Origin of the sequence: Pontibacter oryzae (genome assembly GCF_003576375.1) — a bacterium.
Classification (GTDB): domain Bacteria; phylum Bacteroidota; class Bacteroidia; order Cytophagales; family Hymenobacteraceae; genus Pontibacter; species Pontibacter oryzae.
On the sequence record NZ_QWGE01000001.1, the window covers coordinates 111,761 to 136,031 of the forward strand.

Annotated in this window: 22 protein-coding genes; 7 read left to right on the top strand and 15 right to left on the bottom strand. The window is 51.6% G+C overall.

The window, feature by feature from the left end:
- Window positions 1-34 precede the first annotated feature (34 nt).
- The 3 genes from cysM to D1627_RS00450 all read right to left on the bottom strand — a co-directional run bounded on the left by cysM (window position 35) and on the right by D1627_RS00450 (window position 2,489).
- A complete protein-coding gene (cysM, locus tag D1627_RS00440) occupies window positions 35-916 on the bottom strand; it encodes a cysteine synthase CysM (protein WP_119430260.1) in 882 nt (293 codons plus the stop codon).
- Window positions 917-1,013: 97 nt separating this feature from the next.
- Window positions 1,014-1,697, bottom strand: coding sequence for a type 1 glutamine amidotransferase domain-containing protein (locus tag D1627_RS00445; RefSeq protein WP_119430261.1), 684 nt, complete (start codon window positions 1,695-1,697; stop codon window positions 1,014-1,016).
- Between the two features lie 111 nt (window positions 1,698-1,808).
- Window positions 1,809-2,489, bottom strand: a complete 681-nt coding sequence (locus D1627_RS00450; protein WP_119430262.1) for a site-2 protease family protein — start codon at window positions 2,487-2,489, stop codon at window positions 1,809-1,811.
- Window positions 2,490-2,699: 210 nt separating this feature from the next.
- On the opposite strand from D1627_RS00450, the gene D1627_RS00455 reads away from it, so the two are divergent.
- Together D1627_RS00455 and D1627_RS00460 are read left to right on the top strand one after the other, a co-directional pair.
- Window positions 2,700-4,112, top strand: coding sequence for an FAD-binding oxidoreductase (locus tag D1627_RS00455; protein WP_233555456.1), 1,413 nt, complete (start codon window positions 2,700-2,702; stop codon window positions 4,110-4,112).
- Window positions 4,113-4,143: 31 nt separating this feature from the next.
- On the top strand, window positions 4,144-4,413 hold the full coding sequence (locus tag D1627_RS00460) for a cyclase (protein WP_119430264.1): 270 nt from the start codon (window positions 4,144-4,146) through the stop codon (window positions 4,411-4,413).
- Window positions 4,414-4,480: 67 nt separating this feature from the next.
- Here D1627_RS00460 and D1627_RS00465 read toward each other — a convergent pair whose 3' ends face one another.
- Together D1627_RS00465 and D1627_RS00470 are read right to left on the bottom strand one after the other, a co-directional pair.
- Complete coding sequence (locus tag D1627_RS00465; RefSeq protein ID WP_119431049.1) at window positions 4,481-5,776, bottom strand: PQQ-dependent sugar dehydrogenase; 1,296 nt, start codon at window positions 5,774-5,776, stop codon at window positions 4,481-4,483.
- An 84-nt stretch (window positions 5,777-5,860) separates the two neighbouring features.
- Window positions 5,861-6,697, bottom strand: coding sequence for an oxidoreductase (locus D1627_RS00470; protein WP_119430265.1), 837 nt, complete (start codon window positions 6,695-6,697; stop codon window positions 5,861-5,863).
- Window positions 6,698-6,822: 125 nt separating this feature from the next.
- On the opposite strand from D1627_RS00470, the gene dinB reads away from it, so the two are divergent.
- Window positions 6,823-7,905, top strand: coding sequence for a DNA polymerase IV (dinB, locus tag D1627_RS00475; protein ID WP_262697011.1), 1,083 nt, complete (start codon window positions 6,823-6,825; stop codon window positions 7,903-7,905).
- A gap of 35 nt (window positions 7,906-7,940) precedes the next feature.
- Here dinB and D1627_RS00480 read toward each other — a convergent pair whose 3' ends face one another.
- From D1627_RS00480 to D1627_RS00495, 4 genes are all read right to left on the bottom strand, one after another.
- The gene (locus D1627_RS00480; RefSeq protein WP_119430266.1) at window positions 7,941-8,756 is read right to left on the bottom strand and encodes an SDR family NAD(P)-dependent oxidoreductase; all 816 of its coding nucleotides are present in this window, start codon (window positions 8,754-8,756) and stop codon (window positions 7,941-7,943) included.
- A 45-nt stretch (window positions 8,757-8,801) separates the two neighbouring features.
- Window positions 8,802-9,260, bottom strand: a complete 459-nt coding sequence (locus D1627_RS00485) for a cupin domain-containing protein (protein WP_119430267.1) — start codon at window positions 9,258-9,260, stop codon at window positions 8,802-8,804.
- Between the two features lie 3 nt (window positions 9,261-9,263).
- On the bottom strand, window positions 9,264-10,991 hold the full coding sequence (locus D1627_RS00490) for a glycoside hydrolase family 15 protein (RefSeq protein WP_119430268.1): 1,728 nt from the start codon (window positions 10,989-10,991) through the stop codon (window positions 9,264-9,266).
- Window positions 10,992-11,109: 118 nt separating this feature from the next.
- Window positions 11,110-11,619, bottom strand: a complete 510-nt coding sequence (locus tag D1627_RS00495) for a peroxiredoxin-like family protein (protein WP_119430269.1) — start codon at window positions 11,617-11,619, stop codon at window positions 11,110-11,112.
- Window positions 11,620-11,801: 182 nt separating this feature from the next.
- Between D1627_RS00495 and D1627_RS00500 the strand changes: the two genes are divergently transcribed.
- A complete protein-coding gene (locus D1627_RS00500) occupies window positions 11,802-12,482 on the top strand; it encodes a Crp/Fnr family transcriptional regulator (RefSeq protein WP_119430270.1) in 681 nt (226 codons plus the stop codon).
- On the opposite strand, the gene D1627_RS00505 is transcribed toward D1627_RS00500, so the two are convergent.
- From D1627_RS00505 to D1627_RS00530, 6 genes are all read right to left on the bottom strand, one after another.
- A complete protein-coding gene (locus tag D1627_RS00505) occupies window positions 12,483-13,412 on the bottom strand; it encodes a hypothetical protein (RefSeq protein WP_119430271.1) in 930 nt (309 codons plus the stop codon).
- A 40-nt stretch (window positions 13,413-13,452) separates the two neighbouring features.
- Window positions 13,453-13,821 carry a GTPase gene (locus D1627_RS00510; protein ID WP_119430272.1) on the bottom strand — a complete coding sequence of 123 codons (369 nt, stop codon included), beginning with the start codon at window positions 13,819-13,821 and terminating at the stop codon, window positions 13,453-13,455.
- Window positions 13,822-13,825: 4 nt separating this feature from the next.
- Entirely contained in the window at window positions 13,826-15,295 is a 1,470-nt protein-coding gene (locus D1627_RS00515; RefSeq protein ID WP_119430273.1) for a cellulose synthase family protein, read from the bottom strand.
- A gap of 44 nt (window positions 15,296-15,339) precedes the next feature.
- On the bottom strand, window positions 15,340-16,884 hold the full coding sequence (locus tag D1627_RS00520; protein ID WP_119431051.1) for a 4Fe-4S binding protein: 1,545 nt from the start codon (window positions 16,882-16,884) through the stop codon (window positions 15,340-15,342).
- 9 nt (window positions 16,885-16,893) lie between these two features.
- Window positions 16,894-18,282: an NAD(P)/FAD-dependent oxidoreductase gene (locus D1627_RS00525; protein WP_119430274.1), complete on the bottom strand. Its 1,389-nt coding sequence runs from the start codon at window positions 18,280-18,282 to the stop codon at window positions 16,894-16,896.
- A gap of 111 nt (window positions 18,283-18,393) precedes the next feature.
- The gene (locus D1627_RS00530; RefSeq protein WP_119430275.1) at window positions 18,394-19,152 is read right to left on the bottom strand and encodes a DUF547 domain-containing protein; all 759 of its coding nucleotides are present in this window, start codon (window positions 19,150-19,152) and stop codon (window positions 18,394-18,396) included.
- 328 nt (window positions 19,153-19,480) lie between these two features.
- On the opposite strand from D1627_RS00530, the gene D1627_RS00535 reads away from it, so the two are divergent.
- The 3 genes from D1627_RS00535 to D1627_RS00545 all read left to right on the top strand — a co-directional run bounded on the left by D1627_RS00535 (window position 19,481) and on the right by D1627_RS00545 (window position 24,255).
- Window positions 19,481-20,299 carry a DUF6503 family protein gene (locus D1627_RS00535; protein WP_119430276.1) on the top strand — a complete coding sequence of 273 codons (819 nt, stop codon included), beginning with the start codon at window positions 19,481-19,483 and terminating at the stop codon, window positions 20,297-20,299.
- A gap of 164 nt (window positions 20,300-20,463) precedes the next feature.
- Window positions 20,464-21,150, top strand: a complete 687-nt coding sequence (locus tag D1627_RS00540; RefSeq protein WP_119430277.1) for a TIGR04282 family arsenosugar biosynthesis glycosyltransferase — start codon at window positions 20,464-20,466, stop codon at window positions 21,148-21,150.
- 48 nt (window positions 21,151-21,198) lie between these two features.
- Window positions 21,199-24,255, top strand: coding sequence for a TonB-dependent receptor (locus D1627_RS00545; protein WP_119430278.1), 3,057 nt, complete (start codon window positions 21,199-21,201; stop codon window positions 24,253-24,255).
- Window positions 24,256-24,271 lie beyond the last annotated feature (16 nt).

The following is a 24,271-nucleotide window of genomic DNA, read 5'->3' on the forward strand; positions in this document are numbered from 1 at the left end:
CTTTCTGTTTTATGAAATTGATACTAAGGTAGAACTAAGCAAATAGATCGGAAGAGAGGTATCGGTCGCCACGGTCGCAGATGATGCAAACAACAACGCCTTCCTCTAACCCCTCGATCAGTCTAGTGGCTACGTGCACTGCACCACCGCTGCTCATACCGGCAAAAATGCCTTCCTCGCGGGCCAGCCGGCGGGTCATGGCGGTAGCATCGGTTTGGCTCACGTCAATGGTGCGGTCTACGCGCTCTGGCTCAAAAATCTTGGGCAGATACTCTTTCGGCCAGCGGCGTATGCCCGGAATCTGGGAACCTTCCACAGGTTGCGCCCCGACAATCTGCACGGCGGGGTTCTGCGCTTTGAGGTAGCGTGAGGTGCCCATAATTGTGCCGGTGGTGCCCATCGAGGATACGAAATGCGTTACCTGGCCCTGTGTATCGCGCCAGATCTCGGGGCCGGTGGTGCGCACGTGCGCCAAGTAGTTGTCGGGGTTTCCGAACTGATTCAGCACCAGGTAGCCGCCTTGCTGCACCTGCTCTGCCACGTAATCAATGGCTCCTTCCATAGACTTCTTGGCGGGCGTAAGTATAACTTTTGCGCCATAGGCCTCCATAGTTTGTACCCGCTCTTTAGTGGCGCTGGCAGGCATCACGAGCTCAATCTCTACACCAAATAGGCGCGCTATCATAGCTAAGGCTATACCCGTGTTGCCACTGGTGGCCTCTATCAGTTTCATGCCGGGTTTCAGGTCGCCACGGTCCAGAGCACCTTTAATCATACTATAGGCGGCGCGGTCTTTCACGCTTCCGCCAGGGTTGTTGCCCTCCAATTTGGCATAGAGTTTTACGCCGGGTTTTGTGTTGATATGTGTAAGCTCTACCAGCGGGGTATTGCCGATAAAATCTAATAAAGTCGCCATAAAGCAGGTGATGTATGATGAAGCCGCAAAGATAACCGATATGCTACCTACAGACCAAATAGTAAAGCATGTGCCGCGGCACATGCTTCAAGTGTGTTTATTTTTTAGAAAGTGTGTCCAGCAATTTTTCTGCGGCCGCCTCTGATGAGGCTGGGTTTTGGCCGGTTATCAGCAGGCCATCTTGCAGCACGTAGCTTTGCCAGTCGTCGGCTTTGCTGTACTCTCCGCCAAGTTCCTTTAGCTTTTCCTCTACTAGAAATGGCACAATGTGGGTCAATTGCACAGCCTCTTCCTCTGAGTTGGTGAATCCTGTTACCTTTTTGCCTTTAACAAGCGGGCTGCCGTCTGTGGCTTTAACGTTGGCAAGGGCTGCAGGTGCGTGGCATACAAGCGCCATGGGTTTTTGCTGCTGGTTAAATGTTTCGATCAAGTTGATGGATTGTTGATCGTTTGCCAGATCCCACAATGGCCCGTGGCCTCCCGGGTAAAATACGGCATCAAAATCATCGGCCTTAACTTCGCTCAGTTTTTTAGTCTTGCTCATTTTCTCCTGCAGGGCGGAATCCTGGTAGTAGCGTTTGGTTGCTTCGGTCTGGGCATCCGGGGCTTCACTTTTCGGGTCGATGGGTGGCTGGCCGCCTTTTGGAGATGCAAGCGTGATGTTAGCGCCTGCATCGGCCAGTTTATAGTATGGCGCAGCAAACTCCTCTACCCAAAAACCTGTTTTATGGCCAGTATCGCCTAGCTTGTCGTGTGATGTCAATACAAATAATACGTTCATTTCTCTTGATTTAAATTAATGTGTTAGCTAACTCTTCTGCATAAATTACGCGTGCACCCATAATTAGCTGTTTGGGTTATGTGCTCCATTAACAGCCACCAGCACGAAAAGTTATTGTGGAATTCTCGGGAAGTTGTGCTCCTCTACCTGCCCGTTAGGTTTATGGTGCAGCAAACGGCTTGGCCGGCTCAGCATGGCTTGCTCCCGGGCCTTCTTCAAGGCTTCCCCCGCTTCTTCCAGGGCGTGTAGCTCTTTGTCTTCTTGGTCCAGCAGGCACCATCGTTTTTTAGTTTCATTGTAGCTTAGGCGGTACACGCGTTCGCCGGGTATGGTCTTGTGACGGATCAAGTCAAGTATGAACTTACCGTCGGAGGCGTTTCCGTCAGGGTACGGCATGGGTAACAGTGCAAAGAAAATGTAGTACAACGAAAAGTAGGTAAACTGATAGGTCAGCAACCCGGGCTCAAGCCGCTTACTCTCGATCAGGTAGACAACCAGCAGGGCCGTGATGGCATTGAACAGCGTGCCACCAGAAAAGATAAGTATGTTTGCGAAACGCTCGTTACGCTTGAGGTTATCGAAGCTGCAGAAGCCATACCAAAAGTAGTACTGCCGCACTTCCAGCATACCTAATCTGAAAAGCAGTTTGCCGGTACCTACGGATACCCGTATGTTTTTACCACCCATTAGCCAGGCAAAGAACACATGCCCCGCCTCATGCACCAGCGAGATAAGAGGGAGTACAAGAAAGAATGCCAGAAAAAATTTGGGTAAATCACTTAAGCCGAACATGGCTATACATACGTGCGCGGGCCTGAGAGTTTTTCAGGGGTACAAATTACCGGTTAAGCATAACTTTAGTAAGTGTTCTAGCACTATCCACTCAAAAAAAGCGCTTCTCAGTTTCCGGCCGAGCCCTGCCACGTATATTAGGTATAGGCCCACACAATTTCCGGGGCATGCATTGCGCCCCCACCACTGACTACAAAATCACCCGGACAATTGATTAAGAAAAGGAAGAAGGGAGGTTTTTTTATGGTTAACCAGCAATCTATCAATGAATTTAAACAAAAACTGAGAGGCGCGTTAATAGAGCCACAAGATGATGCCTACGAAGCATCCCGCAAGGTATACAATGCCATGATTGATAAGCACCCGCGCTTAATTGCGCGCGCCGCTGACGTGGCCGATGTAATTACTGCAGTGAACTTTGCGCGGGAGCAGCATTTGCTGCTAGCTATACGAGGCGGGGGCCACAACGGCGCCGGGCTAGGCACCTGCGATGATGGGCTGGTGTTAGACCTTTCAGACATGCATGGCATCCGGGCTGACCCGGAAAATTACACTGTACGCGTAGAAGGCGGTTGTACCTGGGGCCACGTAGACCACGCCACGCATGCTTTTGGGATGGCTGTTCCGTCAGGTATCATTTCCACTACAGGTGTAGGCGGGCTAACGCTTGGCGGCGGCATTGGGCATTTAACCCGCAAGTATGGCTTAAGCATAGATAACCTCCTGGAAGCTGATATGGTACTGGCTGATGGCAGCTTTGTAACCGCCAGCGAATCAAAAAACGAAGATCTTTTCTGGGCCATACGGGGTGGTGGCGGCAATTTTGGAGTGGTCACCTCTTTCCTGTTTAGATTGCACCCTGCCGATACCGATTACGCAGGCCCTATGCTTTGGGAGCTGGACCAAGTGAAGCCTATTATGAAATGGTGGCAAAACTTTATCCTAAAAGCCCCGGAAGGCATGAGTGGCTTTTTCGCGTTTATCCAGGTTCCGCCGGCTCCACCTTTCCCCGAAGAGCATCATGGCAAAATTATGGGTGGTGTTGTATGGTGCTACAGTGGCCCGCTAGATTTAGCGGAAGAGCTATTTAAGCCCATCAGAAAACTCAGCCCTGCTCCAGCTATAGATCTGGTTGGCCCAATTCCGCACCCAGCCTTGCAAAGTATGTTCGACCCGCTGTACCCGCCAGGGCACCAGTGGTACTGGCGTGCTGATTTTGTAACAGAGATTCCGGAAGAGGCTATGGACCTGCACCTGGAGTTTGCCAGAAGGTTACCCAGCCCGCTGTCTACCATGCACCTTTACCCTACCAACGGCGCTGCCCACGAGGTTAATAAGGCCGCTACCGCCTGGAGCTACCGCGAGGCGAACTGGGCGCAGGTTATTGTTGGCGTAGACCCCGACCCTCGAAACAAGGATAAAATCACAACCTGGACCAAGGACTACTTTGATGCCCTGCACCCTTATTCTGCGGGTGGTGCCTATGTTAATTTCATGATGGAAGAAGGCGCAGACAGAATCAAGGCCACTTATCGCGGCAACTATGACCGCCTCGTTAAGATCAAGCAAAAGTATGACCCTGAGAACCTGTTCCGGGTAAACCAGAACATTAGGCCCAATTAAATAGAGTAGCTACAATATAAAGCCCCGAAAAATGAAATACATTCTGATTATACACGAAGTTGAAGATTATGGCAAATGGAAACCTGCATATGACGCACATAAGACTAAACGGGAGCAGGCATCACTAAAAGAGCTCTACATATGGCGCAACCAAGATAAGCCAAACGAAATCAGCGTCCTTTTTGAAGCCGCAGATCTAGATAAAGCTAATCAGTTTCGCCAATCTGATGAGTTGAAGCAAGCAATGAAAGCAGCCGGCGTACAGGGCACTCCAAAAATAAAATTACTGGATAAGCTATAGCCTATGAAAGATAGAGTACTGTTGGCATTTCACCAGCAGCACTCTCTCTTTATAGGTTGCTATTACTTTACTTAGCTGCAACACGCCAGATGGTGTTGCCTTCATCGTCGGCTACTAGCAGCGAGCCGTCCGGTAACTCAGCAATGCCCACTGGCCGGCCGTATACTTCGTTTTTGCTGGCATCAGCTATAAAACCAGTCAGAAAATCCTCATACTTGCCGTTTGGCCTGCCATCCTGAAAAGGTACGAATACCACTTTATATCCAGCAAACTCAGTGCGGTTCCAGGAGCCGTGCTGACCAATAAATACTCCGTTTCTATACTTTGCCGGGAATTTGCTGCCATTGTAAAACTCCAGCCCCAAAGATGCGGTGTGCGCACCCAGCGGCACTTCGGGCATGATGGCTTTCTGTACCAAATCTGGTCTTTCGCCTTTACGACGCGGGTCTATGTTCTGGCCAAAATATGAGTACGGCCAGCCGTAGAAAGCACCTTCTTTTACGCTTGTCAGATAGTCGGGCACCAGTTCATCGCCTATTTCATCGCGCTCGTTCACGGCTGTCCATAGTGTGTTGCTGCCTGGGTACCAGTCCATGCCTACAGGGTTGCGCAAGCCGCTCGCATATACTTTTTCTCCGGTCCCGTCAGGGTTTACCTGCAAGATGTTGGCGCGGCGCTCCTCTTCTTTCATGCCGTACTCCCCCACATTACTGGCCGACCCCACAGAGATGTATATTTTGGAGCCATCGGGGCTGGCAATGAGGTTGCGCGTCCAGTGGTGGTTGTAGCCGCCGGCGGGCAGGTCAAGCAGTTTCTCGCCCGAAGCTGTTAGCTTCGTTTGCCCTGCTTTGTAAGGGTAGCGCATCAAGCCGTCGGTGTTGGCCACGTAGAAATACCCATTTAAAACCAGCATGCCGTAGGGTTGTTTCAGGCCTGTCATGAATACCTCGCGCATCTCGGGTTGGCCATCGTTGTTCGTATCCCGAAAAAGCGTAATCTGGTTAGCGCTCTTTTGCTCATCATCCGACTCCACCACAAAAATATCTTTGTTTGGGGCTATATAAATGCGGCGCGGATGCTTTAAATCAGCAGCGAACTTGGTTACCGTGAAACCTACCGGAGCAACCGGGGTTTTACCTTGTGGCCAGCCAATAGTTTTGCTTCTTTTTTGGGCCCTGTGCGTGGTGTCTGGTGCCGGAAGTACGAGGTTTGGCTCTGTAACTGTGGCTACCGTATCGGCATCGGAGTTATAGTTTACAGCCATGCTGTCGTTGGTAGTATCCTCTGTGGTACGCGAGGATTCGGCACAACCGAGAAAGGCTAGAAAAGCCAGCATACAGGTGGGTTTAAGTATGTGTTTCATAGTTTTCAGTGTTTTAGTATTCATTGTTTATAAATGTCGCCAGCGCCGGTTTATGTTTTGGCTAACGCTGGCAGCGTCTTCGGTTTAGTCATCAAAAGATGTTTTGGTGGCAATGCTTTCCCAAGCATCCAAATCCTGCGCTACCTGGTTTAGCTTGTTTCTAACGGCATCGTAGGCAGTCTGGCCCAGCGGCAGGCGAAGCGGAGGCGAATCACTGTCCGCTAACTGCAGCACCACTTGCGCGGCTTTTTCCGGGTTGCCTTCCTGCGTGCCCGCATAGCCCAGAATCCTGTCTTTAAAGACATGCGCGGTGCCTTCGTACTCAGGCATTACGTTCTGCGTACTTTTTATACTTGAGCCCGCAAAGTTGGTACGAAACGGGCCGGGCTCAATAATACTAACTTTGATACCCAGTGGCGCTACTTCCTGCGCCAGCGCCTCGCTCATACCTTCCAGCGCAAACTTGCTGGCATTGTATACGCCAAAGCCTTGCGTGCTCCGGAAACCCGCCACCGACGACATCTGGATGATATGCCCGCCGCCCTGCTGGCGCATGAACGGCAGCACGGCTTGCGTAACCTGCAAGGCCCCGAAAAAGTTAGTCTCCATCACTTCCTTAAATTCCTGCACCTTAGCTTCCTCTACTGCGCCCAGAAAGCCAAAACCCGCATTGTTTACCAGCACATCTATCCGGCCCATGTGCCTCACGGCGGCTGCCACGGTTTCCTTCACGCCATCGGGGTTTATCACGTCCAGCAGATAGGCAAAGGTGTTGCCGGGAGCAATGGCATTAAACTCTTCCAGTTGCCTTTGCTGCCTTACCGTGCCGATCACTTTGTCGCCGCGTTTGGCTGCTGCTTCGGCCAGGGTGCGCCCAAAACCGCTTGAAACGCCGGTTATAAACCATATTTTTTCTGCCATTTTGTTTCGTTTTTTTATCAGCTTGTCTATACGATTCTATCTATGGTAAGTATAACCGGCCCAGGCGCATCTGGTTATACTTCCTGCAGCAGAATTAGTATCTTTGTAACCTATAGCCTACACCCTTGGACCACCCCATCCGCAAAATCATCCACATCGACATGGACGCCTTTTTTGCCTCCGTGGAGCAGCGCGACAACCCCGAGCTGCGCGGAAAACCTGTGGCTGTGGGTGGTTCCAAAGCCCGTGGTGTAGTAGCAGCAGCCAGTTATGAGGCGCGCAAGTATGGCGTGCATTCGGCACTGGCCTCTAAGATTGCTGCCCAGCGCTGCCCGCACCTAATTTTTGTGAAGTCCCGGTTTGATGTCTATAGTGCCGTGTCGCGGCAAATCCGGGAAATCTTCCACTCCTACACTGATCTGGTAGAGCCCTTGTCGCTGGATGAGGCCTACCTGGATGTAACCGAGAACAAAATTGGGATGCCTTCGGCCAGCATCATCGCGCGTGAGATAAAACAGCGCATTCTGGAGGAAACCAGGCTCACGGCTTCGGCGGGCGTGTCGTATAACAAGTTTTTGGCAAAGATCGCCTCCGACATGAACAAACCGGACGGTTTTACACTGATTACCCCCGACATGGCCGAGGACCTGGTTGCCGGCCTAGAGATCGAGAAGTTTCATGGGATAGGCAAGGTTACCGCCGCTAAAATGCGGAGCATGGGCATCCTGACGGGTGGTGATATGAAACGCTTCAGTGAGCAGGAACTGGTGCGCCATTTCGGGAAGGTTGGCCGCTACTACTACCGCATTGCTCGTGCACAGGACGAGCGGCAGGTGCAGCCGCACCGCATCCGGAAATCCATCGGCTCGGAGCGCACCTTTGATGCGGACCTGACCGAGGAGCCCGACATGCTGGAGCGCCTGCAGTATCTTTCCGAGGAAGTGGCCCAGGACATGGCCCGCCTGCAGGCATCCGCCAAAACCGTTACGCTCAAAATAAAGTATTTTGATTTTACCCTAAATACCCGCAGCAAAACATACCTAAGCGAGTTTAACTCGGCCAGCGCCATTTATACCATAGCCCGTGAGTTGCTACACACGCCCAACCTCCCGGCATACCCAGTGCGGCTGCTTGGCATTTCCGTTTCGAGCCTTACCTATCAGCACGACAAATTGCAGGAAGGGTATCAGCTGACGCTGGAGCTTTGACAAATCATGTTGGTTGCCTGAGAGTAAGTTTATACTTACCCAAAAGCCGTTTCCACGGAACCCCCATCCACGCGATAATTGCTACCGTTTACAAAACTGGCCATCTCAGAACACAGGAAAGTTACTACCGCGGCTACTTCCTCGGCACGGCCACGGCGCTTCACTTTAATGTGCGGGCGCTTGTTATCCAGGAACCATGCTACGGTCTCCTCCACCGACTCGCCTCGTTCTTTAGCCTGTTGCTCCATCATTTCGTCTGTCATCGGTGTTATTACATATGCCGGTGATACACAGTTTATCAACAAGCCATCTTTAGAGTATGCCCGTGACAGGCACTTAGATAGGTTTACTACTGCAGCCTTGGCAGCATTGTATGGGCTTTCTTCCTCATAAGGTTGTAAGGCATTTTCTGAAGAAATGAGTACAACACGCCCCCAACCTAAGTCCTGCATCTGCGGAATAAAAGCCCGGCACACACGCACAGCAGCCATCAGGTCGGTATCCAAGGTTTCCAGCCAACCTTTGTCGGTTATTTCCAGAAAGTCTCCGGCAGCGCCACGCTCACCAGCAAAATGCGCCAGAATATGCGCCCCGCCAAAGGTCTCTCTCACTTTTTGAGCTAAGGCAAGTACTTCATCGTTTTTAGTAAGATCGGCTGTAAACGCTAACACTTCAGTATCATTGCCAGCATGCTGGCGCACTTCTTCTGACGCTTGTTTCAGCTCTTTGGAAGTTTTATCAACAAGTATGATTTTTACGCCCTCAGCGGCCATCATTTTAGCGGTGGCCAGGCCCATGCCGGAGTCGCCGCCCGTTATAACGGCCACACGGCCATTCATCTTTAAATCCATGATACAGTGGAGTTTATATTTCTAGTGAGGTTCATAAAGTATAATTCAGGAAAAAGCCCCGGGTTGTGCAGCTGTCCACTTATCATCAGTTAACTGAAGCAGCATTAGCAACGCAGGCTCGTTACCAACTGTGCCCGAAAGGTGCCCTTTCTTGCCGTCTTTGGCAGGTTTGGTGTGCTGATCTGCTCCGAAGGAGATGTCGCCGGGGCCCATTTCCACACAGTGCCCATCCATGGTTTCTACAAACCAGCGGCCCCTTAGCGGGATGATCCATTGTGGCTTTGGGTTCTCGTGCCACTCTCCAACCCAGCCCACCGGCAACTCTGCAAACAAAATGTTGGCTGGCTCGCCTTTCAGTAAGTGCTTGTTCCATTGTGGTGCGGCTCCTTCACTTATACTTTCATGCCTGAACCCGGCAATGGAACATTGGCGCTGGTGGCTGATGCCTTCCTCGTCCGTCCAGACGTGCCAGTACAGCAAATCGTGTGGTTGCTCTTTATCCATACTTTAGTTGCTTTCTTGTTCCATTGCGGCCTTGTAATCAATCACAGCCCCAATTAGAGAGGCATGCACAAAGGTCTGGGGGATATTGCCTAAATACTCTCCGGTTTCTGGGTCACCTTCTTCCGGCATCAGGCCCACATCATTCATGAAAGCGAGCGCAGCCTCCATTACCTCTTTAAATTTTTGCCAGTCGCGGCGCATTACCCAGTATTGCGCCACCCAGAACGTGCCGGCCAGAAAAGCACCTTCCTGTTTGGCATCAAAATCCACCAGGTGCCTTCGGAACAGGTGGTTCTGGCAATGATCGCGCTCCAGCACTTCAACTGTTTTAAGGACTTGAGGTGCATCAGCATCCACATAGGCCCAGATCGGGAAAAGTATGGCGCTCACGTCCACCGCTTCGGAACCTGCGTAGGCAGCGTAAGCCCCTTCAGAGGTCAGGCAGTTTTCATCCACGAAAGCGCGTATATCGGCGGCGGCACTTTTCCAGCGCTGCCGCTGCTCCTCTTCCTGGCTATGCTCTGAGATGTACTCCAGGCTAACGGCTGCCACTACTTTACTGGAAGTATAATGTTGCAGCTGGGTTTCCTCCCACAGGCCATGGTCTTTTTCGTGCCAGTGCTCAGTGAGGTAATCCGCAAGCCAGGCCACCAACTCCCAATGCTCGCGTGTATCGAAGCGGTTGTAGATAAGCTTGGCGGCAAGCAGCACATTACTGATGGCGTCAAGTTGCAGTTGGTCGTTGGCATCATTGCCCACACGAATGGGCAGGCTTTGGGCATACCCTTTCAGGTGATGCAGCAGCAGCTCGCCAGGCGCGGGCTTTTTATCAAGCGTGAAAAACGGCACCACTGGCTCTTCCACATGGTGCATGGCATCACAGATAAAGCTCAGAAAACGGCGCTCTTCCTCCCCATCGGAGCCGGCGCGCGTCAGGGCGCTGCCAATCATGGCGGCATCGCGCAGCCAGACATAGCGGTAATCGTAATTCCGGAAACCTCCTTTTACTTCCGGCAACGAGGTAGTGCCCGCCGCAATAATCCCCCCGTTTTCCTCGAAGGTCATCAGCCTGAGCACTCGCAGCGAGTTACGCACCTGCTGCTCGTAGGGGCCGTAATAGGTGATGTGGCTCGTTACTTCCTGCCAGCTTTCTTGGGTTACCTTATGTGCTTGTTTGATTTTTTCAGACGTAATGCCCGCTGCCTGCTCACACAGTACAAACCAGGAAGCCTGGCCAGCAGGAACATTGCAAAGTATTTGATCATCCTGAACCTGAAGCGGATGCGAGGCATACAAAAACATGCTGCCGTTTATACTTACAGCCCCGTCGGGCTCGGGTTTGAGAAGTGGCGCCTGGCGAGCGTAATCCGGCTTTGCGGAAAGCACTACTTTTAGCTGGTTCGGTGCCTCAGAAAGCATGCGGCAGATCCCGTTAAAACTGGCACCGATAGGCATAAAATCCTCAACTTTTAATTCGCCGGATGCAGTAGCCAGGTGCGTGCAAAGTATGCTGCTGTCGCTGTGGTAATAGCGGGTGCTTGCCCGAAGGTTTTCCGCTTGTATTTGCCATAATCCGCCCTTCTCCTCATCCAGTAGGCCAGCCAGCAGCGCAGGCGCATCGAAGCGGCCCGGGCAGTACCACACCACCGTGCCATCCTTAGAAATATAGGCACAGGTGCGCCGGTCCCCAATCAGGGCCAGATCTTCTATCCGTGTTTTGCTTCTTTCCATGTAGTTGTAAAGTATATGCCTAGGTACGGCTACGAGCATCTTTGCGCTACAAGAAAAAGCAGAAACAAAAAAGCCCGCTTACGGTTAAGCGGGCTTTCATATCTAAGTTTGAGTTAGCTTATGCTTCACCGCGAGCAGGGTAGTTTTTGGCTTTGACAAATTTAAGGGCGCCAAGCAGCTCATCAAAATTCGGCCTTGTAAACGGCATGGTCTGGATGGCGGCAGCGTACAAACTTCCGTCTGCCTTTACCAAATATAAACCCGGCTCGCTGAATATTTCAGGCTCGTTCTCGTTGATACCTTCAGACACATACAGCCCTAGTTCACGCGCTTTTTCAATAGATAGGTTATAGCCTAAAGGCAGCCTTTCCAATGCCCACTCCTGCTTTGTTTTCTCAGCAATCTCTTGATTGTTACTGGATATGGCAATGGTCTTCACACCCAGCGCCTCAAACTTATCGAGGTTGCTCTCCAGGTTTTGCAGGTATGTTTTGCAGATTGGGCAATGATAGCCTCTGTAAAAAACCACCATGGTCATAAATTCGGCATCAGAACCGGAAAGGCTCCAGGCATCGCCGTTTACTACTTCTACTGTTATCTCGGGTACTTCTGTTCTTGGTTTAAGCATTATCTTTTGAATTTTTAAAGTCTTTATTTGTAGATACAAATGTACGACTCACGTTTACATGGGTTTGTCGGTGAGCCGACAATTTATCAGTTTGGTAGATAACCAGACTTGCTACCAGATGTTTGCATTTCTGCGTATCAAATAGAGAAAAGCCGTAGCTTTGCAAAAAATCAGCACCTATCATGGCCGAAACCAAACTCTGGTACCTGGAAAATTTCAGCATGCTAAAGATCCTCTCTAAAAAGGAAATTGAGGAAATAGACAGGATGGCCATTATGCGCAGCATGCCGCGCAATAAAGTAATTTACTTTCCGGAGGATAGCTCGAACACCGTGTTTCTGCTGAAGAAAGGTCGCGTTAAAATATCGCGCATATCGGAGTCGGGGAAAGAAATTATACTTGCCATACTTGGGCCGGGCGAGGTTTTTGGAGAATTATCGATAACCGGACAGGCCACACGCGAAGAAATTGCCGAAGCCACCGAAGATGCGGTGATCTGCTCGGTAAGCCTTGAGAACTTTCAGCGCATGATGGAAATCAGCCCGAAGTTTAACCTGCAGGTTACAAAGCTGATTGGCTTCCGGTTGAAAAAAGTGCAGAGCCGCCTGGAAGGGTTGATTTTTAAAACGGCGGAGCAGCGTGTACGGGCGTTTATTAAAGAGCTGGCGGAGGAGCATGGCCGTGAAATTGCGCAGAACCCCGAAGAACGCGTCGTAAAATTGCAGCTCACCCACGACGAGATCGCCAAACTATCGGCTACCAGCCGGCAAACCGTAACATCGGTGCTAAACGAGTTAGAACGGCAGGAAATTTTGACTTATGACCGCAGCCGCATTTACATTAAAAAGTATAGCCAGCTTTAATCAGTCTAGCTTCAGGTTCTGGCGTAGCGGCTCGTCGGTTGTGCTGTTTTTTCTCCAGTAATCGGTTATCAGTTTTGCTTTGCGGGTGGCACGACTTGTCTCCTTTTCTCCGTTTCGGTTTGTTCTGATTTCCTCCCAACCGGCAATCTCATACGGGAAAGCAGAAGTATAAAAAATGCGCAGCACGCGTGGGTAGTCTTTATACTTTACCTCCAGTACGTTTAAATCCTGGGCAGCAAAGCCGCCCATACTATCTGCAGCTGCTACAATTTGAATGATAGCGTCTTCCTCCTCCAGTTTTTCGTGCGTCATCCGTTGGTCTAGCAACGCCGGAATGAGTTTGATATCACCGGTCGCAATTTGCTTTGGGTCGAGGCGCAGCAGCGTCCAGAGGTTATCTTCGGGCATGGCATCCAGGGTAAGTTGCTGGTCGCTTTCCTTTTCGAAGTATGAACGCAGCTGCGCATTATACTTGCCGCCCTGCCGGTTCAACTGCGTAAACGTATGGCCACACCACTCCTGCGAGCTAGCCGTTACTTTTACCGCAGGCACCGCATCATACACGGGCGTGAATACCGACAGCATCATTGAATACGGGTAAATGCCTGTCACGAACTTCTTTGTCAGGTTGAGTTTGAGCACCTTTTGCGCATCCTGCTCGTTGGCCTGCGGGTTGTCCAGTTTCACCTGCTTCTCGCGCGAGAAATCCTCTGTCACAAAAATCAACACGGCCTCCCCTTCTCGTTTCTCGCCGTAGCGGTACTGCTCCAGCGTATAGCTGTTCAGTTCGGCTTTGCCCTGATACCAGTATTCTCCAAAAGCATCAAAATCGAGTTGCCGCGAGGCCATACTTTCAGTGTTGCTTTTGCTGGCTCCGGAGCAGCCTAGGAGCAGAAGTATGAGCGGGAGAAATTTCAGGTTTCGTAGCATGGCTTTTGGATTTGATTGAGTAACGAGGACTTTAAGCTTTTTAGCCGACAAAGGCATTTTGCAACACTTCGTCAAGTTTGGTCCTTAGCTGTTTGAGGGATTTAAGCTCATTTAGCTCAGAAGCTTCCAGCAGCACTTCTACGCGGTCGGTGCCGGTTTGCAGCGCTACCAGTGGGTACTCCTGCCGCACGGGCGCAAACTTCCACTCATTTTTATAGATAAACTCTACCTCCATGGGCAGGCTCTTAATGTACTCGGCCCACTCTTCTTTCATGGTAAATTTGCCATAGGTTAGCGCGCACAGGCTGCAGGCATAGGTTTTAGGCGAAATTATTTTATGTGCGAAATCGGTTAGCTTGTTAAAGAAACCTGTTTCAGCATTGTATATGAATTGCAGTTTTTGAGCCATCGGTCTATACTTTACGGTACGATTGAAAAGAGTGGTAAAACACCAGCAGGTAGCCAACGGCCAGCATGCTATGGAAAATCAAAAGGCCATATTCTTGCTGCGCCACGCTCCAGGCGGCTACACCTAGAAACAGCAAACCTAGCAAGCCTTCGGCCCAGGTAGTATAGGGCATCCTGAAATTCAGGTAAAAATTGTCCTGCCACTTGTTGTCGCGTGCTTCCAGGTTAAACTTGGGTGTACGGATAAAGGGTGATTTCCGGCCGCTCCAACCTTCCCAAACAGCTACGGCATTATGCAGCGCCAACCCCATCGACACGGAAAGAAACAACGGAAAGTAAAGTATAAAGCTGCCCAAGCGGCGGAAAAGCGAACCTTGCTCCTGCGTGTTTGCCTGAAAGTAAACTAAGCTGATCACCAAAAAACTAAACAAGGTAATCGCCGCTACTTCAAAAATCACCTCCGGCAGAAGGCCGTGAACCTTCGCCCAAAGCAGTGGTATACTTGCCAGCGAGGCCAGTAGCACAGCCACAAAAACAGAGCTATTTAGCAGGTGAGCCAACGCATGATACTTTACGTGCAGCGGAGCGCTGGAGCGCAACACGTTGCCCAAATGCTTTACCGCCGACTCGGCCCCACCTTTGGTCCACCGGAATTGCTGTGATTTTAGCGCGCTCATCACGGGCGGCAACTCCGCCGGCGACTCCACTTCGGGCAGGTATACAAAGCGCCAGCCTTTCATCTGAGCGCGGTAGCTCAGGTCCAAATCCTCAGTCAGGGTATCGTCTTGCCAGTTGCCGGCATCCAATATGGTTTGCTTGCGCCAGACACCCGCCGTGCCGTTGAAATTGATGTAAGCGCTTAGGCTGTTGCGGCCTACCTGCTCAATGTAAAAATGCGCGTCCAGGGCAAAGGCTTGCAGCCTGGTAAGCAGCGAGTAGGTTTTGTTGAGGTGTGTCCAGCGGGTTTGCACCATGCCGGTTTTGGCATCGGAGAAGTATGGAACTGTGCGCTTGAGAAAGTATGACTTAGGTATAAAATCAGCATCAAAAATAGCAATGTACGCTCCTTTGGCTATTTCTAAGCCATACTTTAGCGCACCCGCTTTGTAGCCGCTGCGGTCGGGGCGTTGTATGTGCTGAAACTGCAGGTGCGGGTACTGCTGGATTTTCTGCTGCACCAGGGCTGAAGTTTCATCGTCGCTATCATCCAGGATCTGTATTTCGAGTTTGTCGGCAGGATAATCGAGAGTGGCCACGGCATCAAGCAATCGCTCGACCACATACTTCTCGTTGTAGAGCGGCAGCTGCACGGTAACCATTGGCCATACCTTGGGCGCAGCGGGTGCTGCAACTGAGCCGCGTTTAAGGTAGCGCCTGAACCTGTATAGCAAGTGAGCCTGGGCTACGCTGTAAAAAAGTATGAACAGCATGGCGGCGGCGTAAATCAATACAAAAACTAAAAGTAAAGCGGTCATTCAGGTTAAACGTATAATCAAAACAGGGCTAGGCTTCGGGTGTCTTAGCTCAGTACCTTCACCGACTCGTTGCCGGTAAGTATGGGAATATCAACAATGCGCTGTTGCTCCGGCCCGTTCTCCAGTTTCAGTACACCACGTGGGCAAACCGAGGCGCACACGCCGCAACCAACACAAGAGGCGCGCACAATATTTTGCCCGCGTTGCGCATACCAGCGCACATCAATCCCCATTTCGCAATAGGTAGAGCAATTGCCGCAGGAAATGCACTGGCCGCCGTTGGTGGTAATCCGGAACCTGGACTTAAAGCGCTGCACCAAACCCAAGTAAGCCGCCAGCGGACAGCCAAAACGGCACCACACGCGGTTGCCCATCAGCGGGTAAAAACCTACGCCTACCACACCGGCAAAGGCAGCCCCAATCAGGAAGCCGTACCACTCGTGCAGCGTGTTCGTCCATTGGCCCAGCAGCTCGAAGCCGGAAAAGTAATTAACTATCGTCAGCAGTGTCATCACGACGGCAAAAACCAGCACACCGTGCACCATCCAACGCTCCACTTGCCAGGCATTCAATGATTTATCGGAAAGATGACGGTACGGGTCTCCGGCGGTTTCGGCCAGGCCGCCGCAACCGCAAACCCAACTGCAGTACCAGCGTTTGCCGTAAAAGTACGTCATTAAAGGCACACCTAAAATGATCAGCAAAATTCCCCAGACAAACATGAGCATACCAATGCTTCCGCTGTTTAAAAAGCCGTCCACACGGTAATCATAAAAGAACGTATAATCCAGTGGCCAGATGTTCTTGAAGTCGTGCCAGGGCTTATTGAGCAGCACCAGAATCTCAGGAATAAGAAAGGCGAAACTCAGCTGGAAAAACATGACGGACGAGGTGCGCAGTGTTTGGTACTTGTTGCCCCGGTACTTCCGAAACATGCGTACGCCCATCACCAAAATGGCCAATGTATAAATAGTGCCATACAGGAACCACTGGCTGGCCGGCCCGCCCGAAAGCAGTTGGCTCAGCGGATCCACGAGCAGCGTCCAGTTCACGATAAACTCTGGAAACCAGTACAGCAGCACGTAGATGCCGATGAGGTAAGCGCCAAGTATGATGCCGATCACGCCCCGCGATTTGTTGGACGAGAACATGACACTGTTATGCTTGATGCCGGCAGGCTCATCGCGGTACTTGGGCAGGATGTTTAGGAGTGCGCCCGCCGTGCCCAAGGCAACGGTCAGCAACAGGAGCAGAAGCTTGTTATTGGCCACAAAACCTTCGCTGGCGGCTTTGGTGGCGGCAAACGTATAATCGTCCCAGATCACGCGGTCCCATTGCTCGTTTTCCTGCTGGCGCGTGTTGTAGGCTCCAAAGTATTTCTTAAAATCCTGCGAAAAAGCGAAACTGGTGCTATAGGTTTTGCCTAGGATAGGCTCCAGTTCCGGGCGCAGTATCTCGTAGTTTTCGGGGCTGGTAACCTGTTGCAACTTCTGCTCGGTCAGCCTGAAATTGCCCATAAAAAGCAACAGGTTAAAGAGTAGCAGCGCTGCCAGAAATATACCGAGTCCGAGTTTTTGTAGCATTTTCATGTGCATGTGTTATAAGCCGAAGATGGAAAGGATGCCTTTCTTCTCTTTCTTTTTTCGTGGCTGCAGGCTAGTACCAAACTGCTGGTTAAAAGCCTGAAGTATACTTGGGTAAAGTTTGTCGTAAAATTCCGGGTCGAAGTTGGCGGTGGGCAGCTGCTCCAGCACTTGCTCCACTGTTGTTCCGTTGCGCAGAGCTTCATCAAAAAACTCGTGCCGCAGCCGCATGCCAAATGCGTTTATACCCAACAACGTGCGTTTTTCTTCATCAAACAAAGCTCTGAAACATTTGCGCCCGTCGGGGTGCTCCCAGTAAAAGCTGCCCGTAGGTTTCTCCCAGGTGCTGGGTACCTGCCCGTAAGTTTGGTACTCGATGTCGAGGAATTTAGCGGAGTTGAACCACGGACCGGGCTTGTAGGGCACTGGCTGGTGCGCCAGGTTATGCGCCAGCGTTTCGCCGTGCATGCGGCCGGTATACCATACTTGCTCCACGGGTCGGCGCTGCGGCGGCGGCGTGCGGTACTCCACACAATCGCCGATCGCAAATACGTCGGGAATGTTCGTCGCGAAGTGCTCATCCACCAGAATGCCCTTGTTAACTTCCAGAGCCGTGTTACGCAGCAGGTCGATGTTTGGGCTCACGCCTACGGCTAAACCAACAAACTGACACGGAATCTCCTCCCCGTCCTTTGTAACTATCGCTTTTACCTTGCCTGTTCCGTCATCCAGAATCTTATCCAGTTCCGCGCCTAATCTTAAGTCGATGTGGTGCTCGCGGATGTGGCGGCCTACCAGTTTGGCCTCTTCCTGTGGCAGTACATTATCCCAGAACTCCTGCTCCCGCACCAGAAAAGTAACCGGGATATTTCGACTGCGCAGCATCTCTGCCATCTCAATCCCGATCAGTCCGCCGCCCACTACCACGGCGCGCGCGCAGCTTTGCGTGTTGGCTTCCATACTTTCCAGATCCTGGTAACTGTACAAACCCTGCACGCCTTTCAGCTCCTGCCCCGGCCAGCCAAACTTGTTAGATTTAGAGCCGAGCGCTAAGATCAGAATATCATACGCAATCGGCTCCTGCTGCTGTAGCTGTAATTGCTTTTGCTCAAAATCTATATGTGTTACCCAGTCGTGCACCAGGTTCAGGCGGTTTTTCTCCCAGAACCAGTCTTCGTAAGGTTTAATGTGCGCATACTTCATGTGGCCCATGTAAATGTACATAAGCGCAGTGCGGGAGAAGAAATGCTCTGTTTCGCCGGAGATGATGGTGATTTGCGCGGCGCTGTCGCGTTTGCGCAACTGCCGCGCGCAGGTAACGCCCGCAATGCCGTTGCCAATGATCACGATGCGGCGACCACGGGAATTGATGCAAAAATCGCCGATGGGTTTGGCTTCTATCATGCGTCGGTGTAAAGGCTTTTGTGTTAAAATCCGGTCCAAGTTAGCGTAAATACGCGGTCAAATATAGTTTCCCGACAGACGGGGCACCTGCCACGGCAGATCGCAGGCCTTTTACTCGTTCAGGCTCCAGTCGTAATCCTTATAAGTAATGGCTGCATCAGCTTTAAGCTGTGCAGTGCTGTACTTGTTCAGGTACTCCTGAAGGCTGCCCTGCCTGGTAAAATCGCCGCTAAACCAACTGAATATTTGAGACACTTCCGCCCGGTTTGTCTTTATCTGGTTATACTTCGGGTTGTTGATAAAACTCCTGGCCTGCTCTTGCAACTGCTCTTCCAGCTTGCCGGCCTCATACGCCTCAGGCCTTAAAGGCGGACAGGATTTAGAGGCGCAGTTGATGGCAAAATGGATGCGCGGCTCATCAAATTGCTTCCGCAGAATCTGATGCTCAATCTCGTCTAAGCTCGATTTCTGGTTTCCGATCCTGAAAAACTTCTTGTGCCATACCGTGTTCACTCCTGGCACGTGCAGGGTTGGGTGCAGCTCGGTTATACTTTCCAGCGGGTAATTGTCCACGATCAACTTCACGGTAAAGGCATTGTAGGCATTTATCCAGTAGGTCAATTGCTCGGCTTCGCTCCAGGCAGTTGTGTCGGGCGGGTTTTGGCTAAGTGTATCGAGGTAGCGTTGCAATTTGGCTTTATCCTGCACAAAGCCTTGGTAATTCACGTTGCCATCATCGCGTACGTGCATTTTCAGCAGCTGCGTCCAGAGTTGGTGCGAGGGCGGTGAGGTGCCAACCGCCCCAATCGGCACGCTGCCGCTACAGCTCAGCAGCAGTATAGCAAGTATACATATCAACATCAAGCGCATGGTTCTGGTTTAGGGGTTTCGTAAAATTACGTTGTCAGGTTAGATTTTTGACTTTGAGAAACTATGCTGCTAACGTGTGTTTCTGGAAAAGTGCCACAACACTCTTTCATATACGTGCAAGTTTGGCTTTGGCCACCCTTGTATTTCGACCAATAACATCATTACTAAGTCAAATCACCTTTCCTGAAGGCATTATTCCGCATACTTTTGCAAAGATAAATGTAATGCTAAGTGCATGCAGGAAATGTCGCATTCCCGACAAAACTTAAATTTAGCTCTTGTTAGCTTTGCCATCGTATCTTAAGGAGAATAAACCAATCCATCAACCATGAAACTGATTTCTAACACTTTTATACTTGCTGCCCTCGCGTTAGCATCCTGCCAACCATCTGAAGATAAAACAACGGAAACGACTGAGGAAACTACAGAAATTAACGCTGCTGCTACCTTCCCGGCATACTTTGAGCAAGTGCTGCAGGCACACGGCGGCCTTGAAAAATGGCAACAGTTTGGCGGCATGCAATACGAGCTGCAAACCGATTTAGGCGGCAACCCAGCTACCGAAACGCACATTATCGATCTGAAAACACGCAAAGATCTGGTAAAGGGCGGCGACTATACTATTGGTTTTGATGGCCAACAGGTATGGGTGAGCCCAAACCGCGCCGCTTATCCGGGTAAGTCTGCCAGATTTTATCATAACCTGTTTTTCTACTTTTATACCATCCCTTTTGTGCTGGCTGACCCTGGTGTAAACTATGAGCAGCTGGATGATCTGGAATTGGAGGGCAAAACGTACCGCGTCATTAGCACGAGCTTTGGCGAAGGCATCGGCGACACGCCGGAGGACCAGTACCGCATGCTCATTAACCCGGAAACAAACCAGATGGAGTGGCTGCTATACACGGTTACTTATTTCGGCAGCGAGAACGTGCAGTTCAACGCCCTGAAGTATGAGGATTACCAAGAGCAGCAGGGACTTTTGTTGCCAGGCAAGTTAACGGGCTACAAGTATGAAAACGGCCAAATTGGCGATGTGCGCTACAAGGTGTCGTTTGAGAACGTGCAACTGATGCAGGAGCAGCCGGCTGCCGAGCAGTTTGCCATGCCAGCCAATGCCGAGGTTGATTCGCTGGGAAACAAGTAGCAAGTAAATATCTTTATAATCTAAGAAAAGGTGCCAAGCTGCACCTTTTCTTTTGGCCAACAACCACAAACACCCGCTGCACTAACTGGAAAATATCATCCAATTGTCTGCCTGCCGACACTATTCTTTAAACATTTCAGCGATATTCGTGTAAAGAAAAGAACTTGACGCCCGCACCGCCACATATCGCCGTTTTGCTTTTTACCCGCAGCTCCGCACAGGAGGCGCAGGCAAAGCACTTCTGCCATGGCCATGCCCGCCGAAAAGCGATTGCGGCGCAGCTTATCAGCCACACCAAAAAAATTGTGCAGCAATCGGGTTTGCCACTGTTTATAGTTGATTCCGCCAGCCAGCGGGGCCATACTTTTGGGGAGCGGTTAGAGCATGCATTTGCACAAGCGTTTGCCGCCGGTTACGAGCAGGTTATCTGCCTCGGCAACGACACGCCCGGCCTTACGCCTGCCCTGCTCCGAAGCGCCGCCAGCCAATTACAGCAAAAGGACTTTGTGTTTGGGCGAGCCACTGACGGTGGCGTATACTTGATGGGCCTGAGCCGCCAAAATATGGCACAGCTCGACTTCCGGCAGATTTCCTGGAACACCAGCCACGTTTTTGCCCAGCTTTGCGTGCAAACCGCACCAGCTAAAGTGAGCATACTTGCTCCCATACTTTCCGATGCCGACGACCGAGCCGGGATTTTATGCATCAGCAGATACTCAAACTTAGGTAAGCTGAAACAGGTGCTTCAGTCGCTGCTGCAAGTTGTTTCTTCAAAACTAAGCTATACATTCTCCCCCATACCAATAGCCGCAGTAGCTTCTGAATCGCTGCGCGCGCCGCCTGTTCTGTAAGTAATCTCCCGTTTCATTTCTTGATTTTACTTACAGAATTTATACTTGATGAGAAGACTTTTCCTCATACTCGGGTATGTTATACCCATGGCCGCGGCATTGGCACAAGGCGACATCGAAGTAACCGTACTTAACCCCAAACTGGAGCCGCTGCAGGGCGTGCAACTGACAGCGCACAACGATGCTATCGGGTTTGAAACGAGCAAAACAACTAACAGCAAGGGCATTGCTACTTTTTCCGGACTTAACACCGCCGGGAGTTATACTATCCTTTCCGCTGAAACTGAAACGTATACGTTCACGGCATCCGAGCCTGTTATTTTACGCTCAAACTTTAAACGCACGGTTACGCTGGTACTGCCTTATAAGCGCGAAGTGGATTTGCAGGGAGTAACCGTGTACGCGCCCAGCACCACACGCATCAACATGCACAATGCCGAGGTGTCATCGGAAATGCGGATCTCGGAGATCAGAAGCCTGCCTGTGGAGGGACGCGATGTGTCCCGGATGCTGTACCGCCTGCCCAACGTAACGCAGGCAACCGGCTTTTTCCCGGAAGCGCCGAACGTAAGTATAAACGGGGCTAATTCGCTATTTAACAACTACCTCATCGACGGGCTGGATAACAACGAGCAGTTCCTGGGCGGCTCGCGCTTTAACTTACCGATCGGTTTTGTGCAGAACGTATCGGTGCTGACGAATAATTACTCGGCGGAGTTCGGGAACACGGGTAACGGCATTATCAACATCACTACCAAATCGGGGAGCAACGAACTGCAGGGCGAGGCTTTTTTCCTGACGCGCCCCGGTTTCCTGGATGCTTCCTCGCCCTACGCACAGCGCGATTTATCCGGCAACCAGGTGAAGGACGGTTTCCAGCGCTACCAGGCAGGTTTTGGCGTGGGCGGCCCGATCATCAAAGGGCAAACGTTTTACTACCTGAACTACGAACACACCACCGACCTGAAGGATAATTTGCTGCGAAGCCCGGCTTTGGGCGTGAACGAAACGGTGCGCGGCAAGAACTACTTCAACTACCTATCGGGCAAGCTCGACCACTACTGGAGCGACCGCTTCCACTCGGCCATTCGGGCCAATATGGGTGTGGTGGGCATTGGACGGCAGGCCGGCGGCTTGTCGGGCGGGTTAAATTTTCCGTCGGCAGCCAACGACCAGGTGCGCAACTCGCTTAACCTGGCCAGCACCAACGTGTACACCTCCGGCAACCTGACATTAGAGACAAACCTACAGTACGCCCGCTTCCGCTGGGATTACGCATCCCCCGAAAATCCCAATAGCCCTGATGTAACTGTAACCGGCCCCACCGGCGAAACAGTGGCAGTTTTAGGCCACCCCGGCTATGCCTTCGAAAGTATACAGCACACCCTGCAGGCACAGCAAAAAGCCACTTGGAGCAAGGGCATCCATACCGTAAAAGCCGGAGCCGAGATCCTGAGCACCGACCACGAGCTGTTTGGCGGCGGCAACCCAAACGGCAGTTACCGCGTGCAGCTCACGCAGGAGCAGCTGGATGCCCTGCGCGCGCAAAACCTTGGCTCAGGCTTAAGTATAAATAATATTCCGGCAGATGCGCTGGTTACAAATTACAGCGTGGAGTTGCGCCCAACCTCGTTCGGCAAACGGCAGAACATTTATACGCTGTACTTGGAGGACCAGCTACAGGCCACAGAGCGCCTGAACCTGAACCTCGGCCTGCGCTACGATTACGACAACCTATCCAAAGGCGGCAGCAACAAAGGCGATTGGAACAACCTGGCTCCGCGCCTGAGTTTCAATTATCAGCTTATGCCAAACAGCACCCTGCGCGGTGGTTTCGGTTTGTTTTATGATAAGGTGCTCTACGCCATTTACAGCGATGCCCTGCAGCAAAACAACAACTCCGAGGACTTCAAAAAGCAGATCGCATACTTTGTGCAGCAAGGCATACTACCCGCTGATACTGACCCGGACCGTGTAACCTTTAACGGCAACCTAACCGTGGGCCAGAGCAACAACTCCGGTCTGCCTTACGCTTACTTGCAGGGGCCGCCAGCCGAAAGCTTTGCCGAGCAGCGCAACCTCTTCAGCAACGAACGCCGCATCCTCAACCCCAACGGCTACGAGAACCCTTACACCCAACAGTTCTCGCTGGGCTACCAACTGCAAATGGCTACAAACAGGCTTTTTTATGTGGATGTGGTGTACAACCGCGCGCGCAACCAGTTCCGCACTGTAAACCTCAACGCCCCGGCCGCATGGGACTATAACCGTAGCCAGCAGGAAGGCGTGGCCCGCAGCAGCGCCTGGGCTGATGAAACGCGTCCGCTACCCATTTATGGCAATTATGCCATCATAGACGGAGAGCGTGTGGATGGCGTAGCGCGCAGCCTGGTGATGACGGAATCTGAAGGAGAAAGCAATTACTATGCGGCCAGCTTTAACCTGCAGAAAGACAAAGCAGAGGATAAGTTCTCGTACCGCCTGATCTATACATTGTCGTACCTCGAAAACAACACGGAGGACATTAACTTCAGGGCGATGGATGCCAATGATTTTGAGGCCGAGTGGGGACCGAGCATCAACGACCGCCGCCACGTGATCAACGCCATTTACAACTACTACCCAATCCAAAACCTGACGCTAACGGTAGCGGCGCTGCTGCAAAGCGGCCAACCGATCAACCGCATTCCGGATGCCTCGCAGTATATGGTCATTAACCGCGACGGCAGCCCGGTGCTGAATGCCGGCGGCAACCCCCTCTTCACAAACGACCTCAACGGCGACGGCTCCGCTTTCGGGGATGCCTACGTGGGCAACTCCGACCGCCAACCCGGCGAGTCACGCAACTCCGACCGCCTGCCCTGGTCCAACACCTTCGATGCAAGTGTGCAGTATTTTATACCTTTCGGGTCTGATAGAAAAAACGGCCTGGAAATTCGTGCCGATGCCTTCAACCTATTAAATGCAGAAAACTTGAGCGGCTACAGTAACAACGCCACCCAAAGCAACCAGATACAGATGGGCCCGGCCAGCAGCGGCGTACTCGTGCGCCGCAATGCCGCCCCGCCCAGGCAGTTTCAGTTTGGGGTGAGGTATGTTTTTTAGTTAGAGAGGTTGGGAG